This window comes from Streptomyces sp. NPDC059010, assembly GCF_042740355.1.
Taxonomy (GTDB): Bacteria; Actinomycetota; Actinomycetes; order Streptomycetales; family Streptomycetaceae; genus Streptomyces.
The window spans coordinates 202,412-218,376 of sequence record NZ_JBHYJA010000015.1 but is presented as its reverse complement, the minus strand read 5'-3'; the positions used below and the strand labels follow the sequence as shown (position 1 = coordinate 218,376).

The 15,965-nt window shown below is 70.5% G+C and carries 14 protein-coding genes; 4 read left to right on the top strand and 10 right to left on the bottom strand.

Annotated elements, in window-relative coordinates; translation table 11 throughout:
• The coding region (locus tag ACFWYS_RS18735; protein WP_384769642.1) for a PTS fructose transporter subunit IIC at positions 1 to 1,656 on the top strand (1,656 nt) is incomplete at its 5' end.
• 125 nt (positions 1,657 to 1,781) lie between these two features.
• The gene (locus ACFWYS_RS18730; RefSeq protein WP_384769639.1) at positions 1,782 to 2,036 is read left to right on the top strand and encodes a hypothetical protein; all 255 of its coding nucleotides are present in this window, start codon (positions 1,782 to 1,784) and stop codon (positions 2,034 to 2,036) included.
• Between the two features lie 25 nt (positions 2,037 to 2,061).
• On the opposite strand, the gene ACFWYS_RS18725 is transcribed toward ACFWYS_RS18730, so the two are convergent.
• The 4 genes from ACFWYS_RS18725 to ACFWYS_RS18710 all read right to left on the bottom strand — a co-directional run bounded on the left by ACFWYS_RS18725 (position 2,062) and on the right by ACFWYS_RS18710 (position 6,731).
• Positions 2,062 to 2,808 carry a DUF6227 family protein gene (locus ACFWYS_RS18725; protein ID WP_384769636.1) on the bottom strand — a complete coding sequence of 249 codons (747 nt, stop codon included), beginning with the start codon at positions 2,806 to 2,808 and terminating at the stop codon, positions 2,062 to 2,064.
• A 178-nt stretch (positions 2,809 to 2,986) separates the two neighbouring features.
• Positions 2,987 to 4,198, bottom strand: coding sequence for an Ig-like domain-containing protein (locus ACFWYS_RS18720; protein WP_384769633.1), 1,212 nt, complete (start codon positions 4,196 to 4,198; stop codon positions 2,987 to 2,989).
• Positions 4,199 to 4,385: 187 nt separating this feature from the next.
• A complete protein-coding gene (locus ACFWYS_RS18715; protein WP_384769630.1) occupies positions 4,386 to 5,414 on the bottom strand; it encodes a P1 family peptidase in 1,029 nt (342 codons plus the stop codon).
• 78 nt (positions 5,415 to 5,492) lie between these two features.
• Entirely contained in the window at positions 5,493 to 6,731 is a 1,239-nt protein-coding gene (locus ACFWYS_RS18710) for a low temperature requirement protein A (protein WP_384769627.1), read from the bottom strand.
• A gap of 91 nt (positions 6,732 to 6,822) precedes the next feature.
• Here ACFWYS_RS18710 and ACFWYS_RS18705 point away from each other — a divergent pair, with 91 nt between their 5' ends.
• The gene (locus ACFWYS_RS18705) at positions 6,823 to 7,005 is read left to right on the top strand and encodes a hypothetical protein (protein WP_272124198.1); all 183 of its coding nucleotides are present in this window, start codon (positions 6,823 to 6,825) and stop codon (positions 7,003 to 7,005) included.
• Between the two features lie 52 nt (positions 7,006 to 7,057).
• On the opposite strand, the gene mscL is transcribed toward ACFWYS_RS18705, so the two are convergent.
• From mscL to ACFWYS_RS18675, 6 genes are all read right to left on the bottom strand, one after another.
• Positions 7,058 to 7,516: a large conductance mechanosensitive channel protein MscL gene (gene mscL, locus ACFWYS_RS18700; protein WP_384769623.1), complete on the bottom strand. Its 459-nt coding sequence runs from the start codon at positions 7,514 to 7,516 to the stop codon at positions 7,058 to 7,060.
• Positions 7,517 to 7,645: 129 nt separating this feature from the next.
• The gene (locus ACFWYS_RS18695) at positions 7,646 to 8,242 is read right to left on the bottom strand and encodes a hypothetical protein (RefSeq protein WP_384769620.1); all 597 of its coding nucleotides are present in this window, start codon (positions 8,240 to 8,242) and stop codon (positions 7,646 to 7,648) included.
• 177 nt (positions 8,243 to 8,419) lie between these two features.
• Positions 8,420 to 9,262, bottom strand: coding sequence for an S-methyl-5'-thioadenosine phosphorylase (locus tag ACFWYS_RS18690; RefSeq protein WP_384769618.1), 843 nt, complete (start codon positions 9,260 to 9,262; stop codon positions 8,420 to 8,422).
• Positions 9,263 to 9,365: 103 nt separating this feature from the next.
• The gene (locus ACFWYS_RS18685; protein WP_384769616.1) at positions 9,366 to 9,692 is read right to left on the bottom strand and encodes an FmdB family zinc ribbon protein; all 327 of its coding nucleotides are present in this window, start codon (positions 9,690 to 9,692) and stop codon (positions 9,366 to 9,368) included.
• Between the two features lie 67 nt (positions 9,693 to 9,759).
• The gene (locus ACFWYS_RS18680; RefSeq protein ID WP_384769613.1) at positions 9,760 to 11,055 is read right to left on the bottom strand and encodes an MFS transporter; all 1,296 of its coding nucleotides are present in this window, start codon (positions 11,053 to 11,055) and stop codon (positions 9,760 to 9,762) included.
• Positions 11,056 to 11,304: 249 nt separating this feature from the next.
• A complete protein-coding gene (locus ACFWYS_RS18675; protein ID WP_384769664.1) occupies positions 11,305 to 12,801 on the bottom strand; it encodes a potassium/proton antiporter in 1,497 nt (498 codons plus the stop codon).
• A gap of 273 nt (positions 12,802 to 13,074) precedes the next feature.
• Here ACFWYS_RS18675 and ACFWYS_RS18670 point away from each other — a divergent pair, with 273 nt between their 5' ends.
• On the top strand, positions 13,075 to 15,840 hold the full coding sequence (locus ACFWYS_RS18670; protein ID WP_384769610.1) for a penicillin acylase family protein: 2,766 nt from the start codon (positions 13,075 to 13,077) through the stop codon (positions 15,838 to 15,840).
• The last annotated feature ends 125 nt before the right edge of the window (positions 15,841 to 15,965 follow it).

Sequence of the window (15,965 nt, the reverse complement as noted above, 5' to 3'; positions counted from 1 at the left end):
CGTCCCCCCCCGACTTCTCCTGCCCCCCGGCTCCCCCGCCGCGGGGGGGGGGGGGGGCGCGCGCGCGCCCCCCCCCCCCCCCCCGCCACGGGAACCACGGCCCCGGCCCCTGCGCCGGGCGCCCCGGCCGCGGCCTCCGCCGACGGCGAGCGCCCGTTCCGTATCGTCGCCGTCACCTCCTGCCCGACCGGCATCGCCCACACCTACATGGCGGCCGAGTCGCTGGAGAACGCGGGCCGCGAGGCGGGCGTCGAACTCGTCGTCGAGACACAGGGTTCGGCCGGCTTCACCCGGCTCGACCCGGCCGTGATCGAGGCGGCGGACGGCGTGATCTTCGCTCACGACGTGGCCGTACGGGAGAAGGACCGGTTCGCCGGGAAGCCGACCGTGGACACCGGAGTGAAGGCGGGCATCAACCGCCCCGCCGAACTCATCGCCGAGGTCCGCGAGAAGGCGGCGCGCGGCGAGGCCACGGCCGCCGCCCGGCCCGGCGGGGGCACCCCCGTGGAGCGGGCCGGCGAGCCCGGCGAGGGCTACGGCTCCAAGCTGCGCAAGTGGCTGATGTCCGGCGTGAGTTACATGGTCCCGTTCGTCGCGGCCGGCGGTCTGCTGATCGCCCTCGGCTTCGCGATCGGCGGCTACCAGATCAACGAGGCCAAGTCGGTCACCGAGCACTTCGACTGGGGCCAGGTCGACAGCTGGGGCGCGCTGATGTTCCAGATCGGTGCCGCGGCCTTCGGCTTCCTCGTTCCGGTCCTCGCCGGATACATCGCGTACGGCATGGCCGACCGGCCAGGACTCGTGCCCGGCTTCGTCGGCGGTGCGATCTCGGTCACGATCGGCGCCGGGTTCCTCGGCGGTCTGGTCGCCGGTCTGATCGCCGGTGGTGTGGTCCTCGGCATCCAGCGGATCAACATCCCACCGGTGCTGCGCGGCATCATGCCGGTGGTGGTGATCCCGCTGGTCTCCTCGGCGGTGGTCGGCTTCCTGATGTTCGTGGTGATCGGCAAGCCGATCTCCGAGGCGCAGAAGGCCATGACCGACTGGCTGAACGGCCTCTCCGGCACCAACGCCATCCTGCTCGGCGTCCTGCTCGGCCTGATGATGTGCTTCGACCTCGGCGGTCCGGTCAACAAGGTGGCCTACACCTTCGCGACGGCCGGCATCTCGGTCGCGGCGCCCAGCGACTCCGCGATGAAGATCATGGCCGCCGTGATGGCCGCGGGCATGGTCCCGCCGCTGGGCATGGCGCTGGCGACCTTCCTCCGCAAGAAGCTGTTCACCACGGCCGAGCGCGAGAACGGCAAGGCCGCCGTGGTCCTGGGGGCCTCCTTCATCTCCGAGGGCGCGATCCCGTTCGCCGCGGCCGACCCGCTGCGCGTCATCCCCGCCTCCATGGCGGGCGGCGCGGTCACCGGTGCGCTGACCATGGCCTTCGGCTCGACCCTGCGCGCCCCGCACGGCGGCATCTGGGTCACCTTCCTGATCGGCAACCCGTTCCTCTACCTGCTGGCCATCGCGGTCGGTACGGCTGTCACGGCCGGCCTGGTCATCGTCCTGAAGGGCATGCGCAGGACGACACCGGAGGGCGGCGCCCCGATCGCCGAGTCCCCGGCCGCCGAGGCCGTGGAGGCGAAGCAGCCGGTGGCGGCGTAAGCAAGCCGGCGGGCGCGCGCGACAACCCGCTTGTCCCTTTGGGGTGCTGTGAGTTGTTCACGGCACCTGCGAGATACGTCACGGTCCGGGTCCAAAGGCCCGGACCGTGGTGTCTACTGGGGCCCATGCCTGAGCACGTCTCGTTCCTCCAGCTGCTGGGCGCGTCCGTCCTCGCCCTGGCGGCCGTGCTCTGGGTGATCGGCCTGGCCCGCGTCCTGCGCGCCTTCCGTGCCGAACAGCCGTCGCGGCACCGGAGCGAGGCCCTCTCGGCCCTCCCGCACCAGCGGCAGCCGGCCCCCGACCTGGAGGCCGTCGAACTCACCCCGGCGGAACGGGACGCGTTCGCGGGACTCGTACGACAGCTCAACGGCGGCCGCTGAGCGGCGCGCCCGGCGCGAGTGGCCGTTACGAAACCTGTGCCGCCCGGCGCTCCATCGCATCGCGCGCCATGTCCTCGTCGACATACACCTCGCACATGTGCCGCCCGTCCGGCGTCGCCGTGTGCTCGACCTCCCACAGGGAGACCTCCCTGCCGTCGCGCAGCAGGAAGGCGTGCTCGTAGAGCGAGAAGCACAGCCCGGCGCGCCCCGTACGGCACGGGCGCCCGAACGCCTGGGTGATCTGGTGCGCGAACGCCGTGGCGAGTAACTCGGCCGTCTCTGTGCCCGGCCGGTCGGCGTTCTCCGCCCGGCGCAGCAGCCGGCGCGCGTGGTCCGCCGAGTCGTCCGGCACATACGCGTGCCGGGGCGCGGGGATCGGCGACAACTGCACCGTCACCGGCAGTTCGAAGTCCGGCGCGTCCGGCGGCAGGGGCAGCCGCGCGGTCGCGGCGCGCAGCTCCTCCTCGTCGGCGTACACCTCGTGCTGCGGCGTCCTGCCCCGCGCCGTGTTGTGGACGAGCTCCCACAGTGTGAGCGCCGAGCCGTCGGCGAGCAGCCAGGTGTGCCGGTACGTCTCGCGGTGCAGCCCCGCGCTGTGGTGCGCGGAGTGCAGTGAGCTGTCGTGAGCCAGCGCGCAGTCGAGCCGTCGTATCGCCTCGTCGGGCAACTCGAAGGAGTTCAGGGCGCGGCCGAGGAGTCGCGCGAGGTGCTCCTCCGGAGACTCCGCCGACTCGGGTGGTTCGTACGCTGCCGTCTCGTACGGAACGCTCAAGGTTTCTCCCGGCGTTGCTGCATGTCACCTTGTGGGTGCATACCGTAGCCCCTCGGTCGGACATCATGTCCGGGAACCGAGAAAACGTACGTCCGGTAATACGCTCGGGCCGCGCGGAAGGTTCCCGCGCGGCCCGATGAAACGTCAGGAAACCCTGCTCGGACGCTACTTCAGCGGATCACGCGGCGCTGCCCGCGACCCACTGGCTCCACGCCATGTTCCAGCCGTTGAGCCCGTTCTCCGGCGTCACGGTCTTGTCGGGGGAGTTCTTGACGATCACGACGTCGCCGACCGTCGAGTTCTCGAAGAACCACTTGGAGGGCGTGTCCCCCTGTCCGCCCTGCATGTCCTGCAGGCCGACGCAGCCATGGCTGGTGCCCTGGCGGCCGAAGGGCGGATTGCCCTTGTTGTACCAGTAGTTGCCGTGGATGAAGGTCCCCGACTGCGTCAGCCGCATCGCGTGCGGCACATCCGGGATGTCGTACGCGTTGGCGAGACCGACCGTCCTGCTGTCCATCCGCAGCTTCTCGAACTTCTCGGTGATCACCATCTGCCCGTTGTACGTGGTGAACTCCGAGCTGCCCGCCGAGATCGGCACCGACTTGATCGTCTTGCCGTCCCGCACGACCGTCATCGTCTGCGTGTCGACGTCGACCGTCGACACCTGCGAGTGGCCGATGGCGAAGGTGACCGTCTTCTTCTGCACCCCATGGACGCCGTTCGCGCCCTCGACGCCGTCCAGGTCGATCTTCATCGTGACCTTGGAACCGGCCTTCCAGTAGTCCTCGGGCCGGAAGTCGAGCCGCTGCTCGCCGAACCAGTGCCCGACCACCTTCTGGCCGCTGCTGGAGGTGACCGTGATGTGCGACTGCACGGCCTTCTTGTTGCTGATCGCCTTGTCGAAGTTGAACGACACCGGCATGCCGACGCCGACCGTGGTGCCGTCGTCGGGCGTGTACGTCCCGATGAAACTGTTGGCGGAGCTGACCGTCGTGAAGGTGGAGTCGGCGGCGCTGGTGCGCCCGTCCCCGTCCTTCGCGGTGGCCGATATCTGGTACTTCGTCCCCCGCTCCAGCTGCTCCTTCGGCTTCCAGCTACCGCCGTCGGAGGACAGCGCACCCGGCACCGCCTGCCCGCTCTCCGACACCGTCATCTTCACGTCGGTCAGTTTGCCGCCGCTGACCTTCACACCGGTCGAGTTGATCGACGCCCCCGTCGAACCGTTCTTCGCCGAGATCACGATCTCCGCGGCGGACGACTTGGACGAACCCTTGTCGTCCCCGTTGTCGGCGTTGGCGCTCCCACCACAGGCGGTGAGCGTCAGGGCGCCGATCACCAGGGCGGCACAGGCCCCCAGTGCGCGCCGCGCTGCTATGTCCGGCGTTGTCACGAGTTGCTCCATCTTCATGTGGTCTGCGGGATCCGTTCCGTTCCACGGTGGAAGAGTCCACCGCCAGGGGACCGGGTTCCCACCGTGCGCGATGAACGCCATCACGTGACAGAACCGCGACAATCGCCCAGTCGAGTCAGGTAGCGCCCGCCAGCACGCGTCGCCGACGCTCCCCCTACACCTCCGCCTACGACTCCCCGTACAACTCCCGGTACGACGGCCACGCTCCACCCGGCCCGTCCACCGACTCGGCCGCGCGCACGGCTCGCACGATCGCCCGGGTCAGCGTGTCCGCGCCCGCCGCGAGGAGGGGGTTCAGGGCGAGGGGATGGTCGGGGTCGAGGGGGCGTTCCCCGGTGGACAGGGCGAAGACCGTGTCGCCGTCGTGCAGCAGGTGCACCGGACGCACGGCGCGTGCGATGCCGTCGTGGGCGGTGCCGGCCAGCTTCTGGGCCTGCGCCTTGGACAGTTGGGCGTCGGTGGCGACCACCGCGAGCGTGGTGTTCAGTGGGGGCGGTGCGTTCTTGGCCGTGATCTCGGCGAGACGCCGGCGCGCGGCCTCGTGCACCCGCTCCTCCGGGTACGCCACCCGCCCCTGGAACAACTCCCCGTACAGCACCCCCGTTTCCGGATCCACCACCGCGCCCGCCGCGTTGGCCACCACCAGGGCGGCCACCGTGATCCCTGAGTCCAGCACTGTGCTCGCGGTGCCGACCCCGCCCTTGACCGCCCCGACCGTGGCTCCCGTACCGGCGCCCACGCACCCCTCCCGCACGGCAGCGCCGGATCCGCTCGCCGCGGCCGCCTCGACCGCCGCCCGCCCGGTGGCCGCGTCCGGCCTCGCCCGGAAGTCGCCGCCCCGCCCGAGGTCGAAGACGCATGCCGCGGGCACCACCGGCACGACATGTGCCGGATCCACCCCCACCCGCACCCCCCGCCCCCGCTCCTCCAGCCAGGCCATCACGCCGGACGCCGCGTCGAGCCCGTACGCGCTGCCGCCGGTCAGCACGATCGCCTCGGCCTTCTGCACGACGTTGCGCGGATCGAGCGCGTCGGTCTCCTTGGTGCCGGGGCCCCCGCCGCGTACGTCCACCGCGGCGACGGCCCCGCCCTCCGGGGCGAGGACGACCGTCGTGCCGGTGAGCCAACCGTCGCCGATGCGCGTCGCGTGCCCCACCCGCAGCCCGGCGACATCTGTCAGAGCGTCAACTGTCATGCCCCAAGTCTCGTCCAGAGACCGGCTCCCTCCCAGGACCCGTCTGCTGTTCGGCCCGGAACGTTCGGCCCGGGAGCGTCAGGAGACCGGCGCACTCACCGGCTGTCTGTGCTCCCGGCCCGTCATACGTGCCGTCAGCGTCGTCCCGGTCGCCACCGCCAGTGCCGAGACGAGTCCGGCCGCGAGCACCGCCCACTCGCCGAGGAACGTGCAGCAGATCACCAGCAGGGCCGTCGTCGGCAGCACCAGCTGCTGCGAGATGCCGAACTTGAAGTGGCGGGAGTGCAGCGCCCAGACGGTGAGCAGATACAGCGCCGTCGGCAGGGTCACCGCCGCCGACGCGGCCAGCGTCGAGATGTGCGCCTCGCCGACGGCCTGCTCGACCGCCACCTCCAGTCCCGCGCCGATCGCGGCCGCCGAGGCGAAGACCAGATAGTGGCCGTAACCCCACAGGAACGCCTGTTTGTTGGAGTGCAGGTGGATATGGATCGGCACCACGAAGTAGATCCACCACGCGGCGAAGATGATCAGCAGCCCGCCCGCCGCGATCGGCAGCAGCTCGCCCAGCTCGTCGTTCTCGTCGATGCCGTTCTTCACGGCGACCGTGGCCGCCGCGATGGTCTCGCCGAGCACGATGATCGTGAACAGGCCGTACCGCTCGGCGATATGGCGCGGGTGCCAGGACGTGGGGTGGTCCTTCTCCGCGTACAGCGGCACACACATCTCCAGGACCGCCATCACCAGGAACACCCACGCCCTGGCGCCCTCGGGCAGCACCACCAGCCCCAGCCAGCCGATCTGGCACAGCAGCACACCGCCGGCGTACCGCAGGGCCATCGTTCTCTCCGGGGCCTCGCTCGACCTGGCCACCCGCAGCCACTGCGTCACCAGGGCGAGCCGCATGATCACATAGCCCAGCCACACCGCGAGGAACTCGTGGTCCTCGAACGCCCGGGAGATCCCGGCCGCCAGCACCAGCACACCGGCGATCTGGATCAGGGTGACGACCCGGTAGAGGACGTCGTCGTTGTCGTAGGCCGAGGCGAACCACGTGAAGTTCATCCAGGCCCACCAGATGGCGAAGAACACCATCGCGTAGTTGAGGATCCCCTCGCCCGCGTGCCCCTCGGCGACGGCGTGCACCAACTGGATGCCCGCCTGGGCGATGGCCACGACGAAGCACAGGTCGAAGAAGAGCTCCAGCGGACTGGAGGCCCGGTGCGCCTCGCCCCTGCCACGGGCCGTGAGCCTGCGCAGCGGGCGGTGGCCCTCGGACGCGTGGGAGGGGCCGGGCGCGGGAGTCGAACTGGACGTCATGAGGTCAAGCACAGCAGATGGGGCGGGGAATTTCTTGCCCAGCGATTCACCGGCACGCAAGGCGTGGTGAGGAGGGCCGTACCCTGGACGCATGAGTACCGCCCCCGCCCCCGAGCCGCGCGAGCCGAAGCCCGCGCTGATCTTCGACGACCCGCTGGACCAGCAGTCCTCGGACGACACGGACCGGGGATGGGGCGAGCGGCCGGGCCGCGACGGCGACAGCGCGGCCGACCTGAAGCGCTTCCTCGACGAGAAGCCGCCCCACCACATCTGAGGGTCCTGCCCCACCTGAGGCCCCTGCCCCACCTGAGGGCAGGTCCGAGCCGTTACGGCTGGTTGTGCCCCGAGCCGCGCTGGGCGACCAGTGCGTCGCGGATCTCCTTGAGGACCTCCAGCTCGGTCACCTCGATGACCTCCTGCGTGCCCTCCTTGGCCTTGCGGCGGGCCTCCACCCGGGCCAGGTACTTCGCCATCGGCAGGACCATCAGGAAGTAGACGACGGCCGCGGTGATCACGAAGCTGAGGGTCGCGCCGAGCACCGAGCCCCACAGGATCTGGATGCCCTCCTCGCCCTTGCACGTCGAGCTCAGACACGAGCTGTAGTGATCGAGGTTCTTGGTGCCGATCGCGCCGACCAGCGGGTTGATGACCCCCTTCACCACCGCCTGGACGATGTTGGTGAAGGCGGCGCCGATGACCACCGCGACCGCCAGATCGACGACGTTCCCGCGCATCAGGAAGGCCTTGAAGCCCTCCCAGAGGCTCGGTTCCTTCTTCTCGCTCACTTCGGAGCCACCCCTCGCACACACAGCTTGTGGAACAGACCGCTCCGCAACCTACGTCAGTGTTCGGCCACCCTGTCCAATCGGGCCCCTCCAACGAGCGACTCGACCGCGCGCCATGCCTGATCCGGCTCAGCACAGTGTCACCGCCAGCCGCGCCGTGGCACTCGCCCCCGCGAGCCGAGCCGCCGTGGCACGCGGCACCGACAGCACCACCAGCGCCCCGCTGTCACCCGCGGCGTCCAGCGTCTCCGGCACCTTCGACACCCGTGCCCCGCGCGCGACGACCTTGGCGGCACCGCCCGTGGCCGTCTCCTCGGCGGCGATCACATCGACCCGGTCACCGGGCCGCAGCAGCCGCACCGTGGCCCCGTCGGCAATCCGCACCGGCGCGGACACCCGCTGCACCGCCCGGTGCTGACGTACCGGCTCCACCACCGGATGCCCACGCGCCCGGTCGGCCTCCCGCGGCACCGTCTCCCGAGGCCCCGCCGCCACGAGCGCCGCCGCGGTCACCGCGAGCCCGGCCGCCACGGCCCGCCTGCGGTGCCGTACGAGCCGGCCGAGCCGATACCGCCCACCGCGCACCCGCACCGGGGCGAAGTGCGGCACCTCGCAGGTGGCCGGGGTGTCCGTGCCCGCAGGGAGCGGGGCGACGGCACAGGAGGCAGGAAAGGAAGGGGACGACGGGGACGACGGGGATGACAGGCGCGACGGGACAACGGACATGAGGACCACCACCAGCGACGACGACGGAACGGCTTGCGAAGCCACGATCCGACATCACGCCGCCGCCCGCCGGAGCCCGTGGACTACCGGCCGGTTGTGGACAACTCCCCCACCCGAACGAGGAGTTCCGCCCTCCCGAAGCGCATCCGCTGAAGGACATGCGCTGAAGCGCACCCGCTACGGCAGCGCGAACCCCGGATCCATCCCACCCAGCGCCTTGCTGCAAAGGCAGTCCCGCTCCTCGTTCGCCGGCAGCGCGGCCACCGCGTCGAACAGCACCCCCCGCAGCCGGTCCACGTTCGCCGCGAACACCTGCAGCACTTCCTCGTGCGAGACGCCCTCGCCGGTCTCGGCGCCCGCGTCCAGGTCGGTGACCAGCGTCAACGACGTGTAGCAGAGCTCCAGTTCACGGGCGAGCGCCGCCTCGGGGTGGCCGGTCATGCCCACCACCGACCAGCCCTGCGCCTGGTGCCACAACGATTCGGCACGGGTCGAGAAGCGCGGGCCCTCTATGACCACCAGCGCACCGCCGTCCACCGGCTCCCAGTCCCGCCCTCGCGCCGCCTTCAGCGCGGCCGCGCGACCGGTGGGGCAGTAGGGGTCGGCCAGCGAGACGTGCACCACGTTCGGCACGGTGCCGTCGGGCAGCGGCAGCCCGTCGAAGTACGTGCCCACCCGGGACTTCGTACGGTCGACCAGCTGGTCCGGCACGAGCAGTGTGCCCGGCCCGTACTCGGGGCGCAGGCCGCCCACCGCGCACGGGCCGAGGACCTGGCGCACACCGAGCGAGCGCAGCGCCCAGAGGTTGGCCCGGTAGTTGATCCGGTGCGGCGGCAGATGGTGGCCGCGTCCGTGCCGGGGCAGGAAGGCGACCCGCCGGCCGGCGATCTCGCCGAGGAAGAGGGAGTCGCTGGGCGGCCCGTAGGGGGTGTCCACCTGTATCTCGGTCACGTCGTCGAGGAACGAGTAGAAACCGGAGCCGCCGATCACGCCGAGTTCGACGTTCGCCTTGTTCACCATGCCCGCACCCTAACCGGCCCCCGGAAACGCCGAGGACCCCGTCGTCGGGATGACGACAGGGTCCCGTGAGGTGTGGGTCCTCCGTGCCCGTAGGGGAAGAGCCCTACGCGGCGGAGCTGCTGGAGGAGGTGCCAGCGCTCGACGGCTTCGAGTCCGAGGACGACGAAGCGGACGACGCGGACGAGGAGGTCGACGCGTCGGACGAGGAGGACGTCGACGGCTTGGCCGACGCCGGGGAGCTGCTCGACGAGGCGCCGCGGCTGTCGTTGCGGTAGAAGCCGGAGCCCTTGAAGACGATGCCGACCGCGGAGAACACCTTCTTGAGGCGGCCCTGGCAGCTGGGGCACTCGGTCAGGGCGTCGTCGGTGAACTTCTGCACCGCTTCGAGACCCTCGCCGCACTCGGTGCACTGGTACTGATAGGTGGGCACTGTCTTCCTCCTGGCACTCTCACTCGATGAGTGCTAACGACGGTCAAGTGTGACGTATTCCAGCCGCTCAGTCCACTGCCACCGGCACGCGGTGACCGACGCCACGTGCGACGGTCCGGCCGCGGGGCCGGGACGCCAGCCGGGAGCGCAGCGCCAGCAGGGTCGCCAGGGCGAGCAGCGTCCCGCCCATCGGCACCAGGAACCCGGCGCCGCCCCAGAAGCGGTCCTCCAGTTGCCCGGCGACCGTGACGGCGCCGGCCTGGCCGAGCGCGACCGCGCCGGTCAGCCAGGTGAAGGCCTCGGTGCGGGCACCGGCCGGGACCAGGTCCTCGACCAGCGTGTAGCCGGTGATCAGCGCGGGCGCGATGCACATGCCGACGAGCAGACCGAGGCCCGCCAGGACCAGCACCGAGTGCGCGGCCCACAGCCCGGACGCGGCCAGCGCGAGGGCGGCGTAACCGAGGACGAGGCGGCGCTGCGGGGCCACCTTCCAGGCGATCGCGCCGCAGGCGATGCCGGAGAGCATGTTGCCCGCGGCGAAGGTGCCGTACAGGACGCCGTTGAGTCCGGGTTCACCGATCGACTCGGTGAAGGCGGCCAGCGAGACCTGCATGCCGCCGAAGACGGAGCCGATGCCGAGGAAGGTCACGATCAGCACGCGCACGCCGGGGACGCGCAGCGCGGAAGCGTGCTCCACGCGCGCGTGCCCGCCGACGGTGACCGGGGGCTGGGTGCTCTTCTGCGCGGCGAACAGCAGACCGCCGAGCAGCGTGAGCGCGGCCTCGGTCACCAGGCCGGCGGCCGGGTCGACGGCGGTGCACAGGGCGGTGGCCAGCAGCGGGCCGACAACGAAGGTCAGCTCGTCGGTGACCGACTCGAAGGCGGCGGCCGTCGTCATCAGGGGCGAGCCCTGGAGCTTCACGCCCCAGCGGGCCCGCACCATGGGGCCGACCTGCGGCACCGAGGCACCGGTCGGCACGGCCGCCACGAACAGGGCCCACAGGGGTGCGTGGGACAGGGCGAGCGCGGTCAGGGTCAGGCCGGACAGGGTGTGCACGAGGACGCCGGGGATCAGGACGACGCGCTGACCGTAGCGGTCGGCGAGGCGGCCGCTGTAGGGGGCGAACAGTGCCATGGAGACACCGGTGACGGCCGCGGCGGCGCCCGCCGCACCGTAGGAACCGGTGGTGTGCTGCACCAGCAGCACGATGGAGATGGTCAGCATCGCGAACGGCTGGCGTGCCGCGAAGCCGGGCAGCAGGAACGTCCAGGCGCCGCGGGTGCGCAGCAGCTGTCCGTATCCCGGGCGGGAGGAGGATTCCGACGAGTCCTTCGACGGCTCGTGGGTGACCGTGGACGCCACGGCCCGTGCCTTTCTGCCGCCTGGTAGCACGGCCCCTGCGGGTGGGGGGCGGCGCCGAGAGCTGTCCATGTGCGCGGAACTGCGGTAGATGCCGGCGCCCACTTGAGGAAGGACGTCCCGGCCGCCATACGGTCGCGCCAGCTCTGCGTCAGGCAGAGTTGGTTCGATCTGGGGTTACGCCTGCATAGTACAGGGGGCAGGGGGCTTTGACCTTGTGAAAATGAGCACCATGCAGTGCTTTGCCTGCGATCAGCTTGTCCCGTTCGTCCCCAGCCATCCGGCCAGCTTGCCCCCGGCGCCCACGGCGCGCAGCCGGTTCTCGGCGGCGTCCCGCACCGGGTCCGTGGCGACGACGAGCAGTTCGTCCCCGCGCCGCAGCACCGTCGTCGGCAGCGGAACGAACGATTTTCCGTCGCGGACGACCAGGGTCACGGCGGCCCCGGGGGGCAGCCGCAGCTCGTTGATCTCGACGCCGTGCATCTTCGAGCCCTTGGGGATCGCGAAGGACAGCAGATGTCCGCGCAGCCGCTCCAGGGGCGCCGACTCGATGCCGAGGTCGGAGGGCTCGGGGCCGTCGCCGAGGCGCAGCTTGCGGCCGAGCCAGGGCAGCGTCGGGCCCTGGACCAGCGTGTAGACGACGACCAGGACGAAGACGATGTTGAAGATGCGCCGGCTGTCCTCCACGCCGCCCACCATGGGGATCGTCGCCAGGATGATGGGCACGGCGCCGCGCAGCCCGGCCCAGGACATCAGCGCCTGCTCCCGCCAGGGGACCCCGAACGGCGTCAGGCACATCACGACGCTCAGCGGGCGCGCCACCATGGTCAGCACCAGCCCGATGAGGAGCGCGGGCAGGATGTCGTCGCCCAGCTCGTGCGGGGTGACCAGCAGGCCGAGCAGGACGAACATGCCGATCTGGGCGATCCAGCCGACCCCGTCGGCGAACCCGCGGGTGGCCGGCCAGTGCGGCAGCTTGGCGTTGCCCATCACCATCGAGGCGAGGTACACGGCCAGGAAGCCGCTGCCGTGCGCCATCGCGCCCGCGGCGTACGCGGCGACGGCGATGGCCATGACGGCGATCGGGTAGAGACCGGAGGCGGGCAGGGCCACATGCCTGAGCCCCCAGGCGCCCAGCCAGCCCACCGCGAGCCCGATGGCCGCGCCGATGGCCAGCTCCAGAGCTATCTCGGCGGCCAGCAGGTACCAGTGCTCGATCGGGCCGTGCTCGGAGAAGGCGACCACCAGGATGACCACGGGGGCGTCGTTGAAACCGGACTCGGCCTCCAGGGTGCCCGTCACGCGCGAGGGCAGGGGGAGCTTGCGCAGTACGGAGAAGACCGCGGCGGCGTCCGTGGAGGAGACGACCGCCCCGATGATGAGCGCCTGCCGCCAGTCCAGCCCGACCAGGTAGTGCGCGGCCGTCGCGGTGACCCCGACGCTCACCGCGACCCCGGGCAGCGCCAGCGCGGAGGCGGCCGGGAGGGCCGGCTCGATCTCCTTCCACTTCGTGCCCAGACCACCCTCGGCCAGGATCACGACCAGCGCCGCGTAGCCGATGACCTGCGTCAGCTCGGCGTCGTCGAAGCGGATGCCGCCGATGCCGTCCTGGCCCATGAGGACGCCGATGCCCAGATACACGAGCAGGCTGGGGAGCCCGCTGCGCGAGGAGATCCGGACCGCTGCGACGGCGACGAGCAGGACGAGCGAGCAGACGAGCAGGAGCTGGTTGAGGTCGTGGACAGTCAGCGGCCGTTCCCTTTCCCTGGCTCAACGCGCACACGCGCGTGAGAGCTCACGTACATAGGACACGAAGTGGCGGTTCTCCGCACCCAACTACTTCGTTACCTTACCTAACTCTTGACGATTTCTTGACGCTTCGGGAGGCATGATCGAACGCCCGTCCGTGCTGGTTCACCACTCCGCGTCAAGTGGGAGCAGGCCCTGCGCCTATGGTTGCTCCAGCGCTCATTCAAAAGGACAGCCAGCCCTGCCGCTCGCGTTAGGACAGCAAGGACAGCGATGCCCCCGAATACCACCGCCTCCACGGGTCAGCAACCCGGTAAGTCCGGCAGGAAGAAGGGGCGCAAAGCCCGTCTGCTCCTCCTCGTGCTGGTACTGGGCCTGATCGCAGGCGTCACCGGCGGTGCCTACTGGTCCATCAGCACCGTCCGCGCCTCCTTCCCGCAGACCGATGGCTCGCTCACGCTTGCGGGCCTCTCCGGTCCGGTCGACGTCAAGCGCGACGGTTACGGCATCCCGCAGGTCTACGCCTCCTCCGACGAGGACCTGTTCATGGCGCAGGGCTACGTCCAGGCGCAGGACCGGTTCTACGAGATGGACGTACGCCGTCACATGACGTCCGGGCGCCTGTCGGAGATGTTCGGCCAGGGCCAGGTCGACAACGACGAGTTCCTGCGCACCCTGGGCTGGGGCCGGATCGCGCAGCAGGAGTACGACAAGACGCTGTCGGCGTCCACCAAGAAGTACCTCCAGGCCTACGCGAAGGGCGTCAACGCCTATCTGGACGGCAAGGAGGGCAAGGACATCTCCCTGGAGTACGCCGCCCTCGGCTTCACCAACGACTACAAGCCCGAGAAGTGGAGCCCGGTCGACTCGATCGCCTGGCTCAAGGCGATGGCCTGGGACCTGCGCGGCAACATGCAGGACGAGATCGACCGCGCCCTGATGACCAGCCGCCTCGGCCCCAAGGAGATCGCGGACCTCTACCCGCAGTACCCGTACAGCCGTAACAAGGCGATCGTCCAGGCGGGCCGGTACGACGCGACCACCAAGACGTTCGGCCCGGCGGGCTCCGCGTCCACCGCGGGTTCCTCCACGGGCGGCACGGCGGGCACCGGGGGCACGTCCTCCTCGTCCTCCGCCGCGGGCCTGCAGAGCCAGCTGGCGGGCCTGCAGAACGTCCTGGACGACCTCCCCACGGCCGTCGGCGTGAACGGCAACGGCATCGGCTCCAACTCCTGGGTGGTGGCCGGGAAGTACACCATCACCGGCAAGCCGCTGCTCGCCAACGACCCGCACCTGTCGGCCTCGCTGCCCTCCGTCTGGTACCAGATGGGCCTGCACTGCCGCGAGGTCTCCGGCAAGTGCCAGTACGACGCGAGCGGCTACACCTTCGCGGGCATGCCCGGCGTGGTCATCGGCCACAACCAGAACATCTCCTGGGGCATGACCAACTCCGGCGTCGACGTCACCGACCTCTACCTGGAGAAGCTCTCCGGCGACGGCTACCTGTCCGACGGCAGGACGGTGCCCTTCAAGACGCGCGAGGAGACCATCAAGGTCGCCGGCGGCACCGCCAAGAAGATCGTCGTCCGCGAGACCGACAACGGCCCCCTGCTGTCCGACCGCAGCTCCGAGCTGGTGAAGGTCGGCAAGAAGGCCACCGTCGACACCGCCGCCCCCGACCGCGGCGACGGCTACGGCATCTCGCTGCGCTGGACCGCGCTGGACCCGGGCACCTCCATGGACGCCGTCTTCGCCATGGACCGGGCGTCGAACTGGAGCGACTTCCGCAAGGCGGCGACCCTGTTCGACGTGCCCTCGCAGAACCTGGTCTACGCCGACACCGAGGGCCACATCGGCTACACGCTGCCCGGAAAGATCCCCACGCGCGCGAAGGGCTACGACGGCTCCGTCCCGGCGCCGGGCTGGGACTCGGGGTCCCGCTGGACCGGCTACATCGACGACGACGAGCTGCCGTACGAGTACGACCCGTCCCGCGGCTACATCGTCACCGCCAACCAGGCCGTGGTCGACAAGGCCAAGTACCCGTACACGCTCACCACGGACTGGGGCTACGGCACCCGCAGCCAGCGCATCACCGACCTGATCCAGTCGAAGATCGACGACGGCGGCAAGATCTCCACCGACGACATGCGGCAGATGCAGCTCGACAACAGCAGCGAGATCGCCAAGCTGCTCGTGCCCCAGCTGCTGAAGATCGACATCGCCGACCAGGACGTCCGGGACGCCCAGGAGCTCCTGGAGGGCTGGGACTACACCCAGGACGCCGACTCGGCGGCGGCCGCCTACTTCAACTCCGTCTGGCGCAACATCCTCAAGCTCGCCTTCGGCAACAAACTGCCCAAGGAGCTGCGGGTCAAGGGCCAGTGCCTGTGGGTGGACCCCGTCAACACCACCGGCCCCGCGGACCAGACCGACAAGGTGCGCGAGTGCGGTGAGCGCGACGCCGACCAGGCGCAGCCGGACGGCGGCGACCGCTGGTTCGAGGTCGTGCGCAGCCTGATGGACGACCCGAAGAGCGACTGGTGGACCACGCCGAGGTCGGGCACCCGCCCCGGCGCCACCGACCGCGACGGGCTGTTCAAGCGCGCGATGATCGACGCCCGCTGGGAGCTGACCGCCAAGCTCGGCAAGGACATCGACACCTGGAGCTGGGGCCGGCTGCACCGCCTGTTCCTGAAGAACCAGACCCTCGGCACCGAGGGGCCCGGCTTCCTCCAGTACGTCCTCAACCGCGGCCCCTGGAAGCTCAGCGGCGGCGAGGCCACCGTCAACGCCACCGGCTGGAACGCCGCGGGCGGCTACGGAGTCGTCTGGGTGCCGTCGATGCGGATGGTGGTGAACCTCGGCGACCTCGACAAGTCGAAGTGGATCAACCTCACCGGCGCCTCCGGGCACGCCTACAACGCCCACTACACCGACCAGACGGACAAATGGGCCGACGGCGAACTGCTCGACTGGTCCTTCTCGAAGAACTCGGTCGACGACAGGACGAGCGACACACTCGTCCTCAAGCCCTGAACCCCGCGGCACTGACGGAAGCGGGGGGGGCCCCCCCCCCCGGGCGCGGGCGCCGCGGGCGTGTACAAAAAAAGCCACCCCCCCCCCGCAAAAAAGAAAGTGTAGGGCGCGGGGGGGGTGTGGGG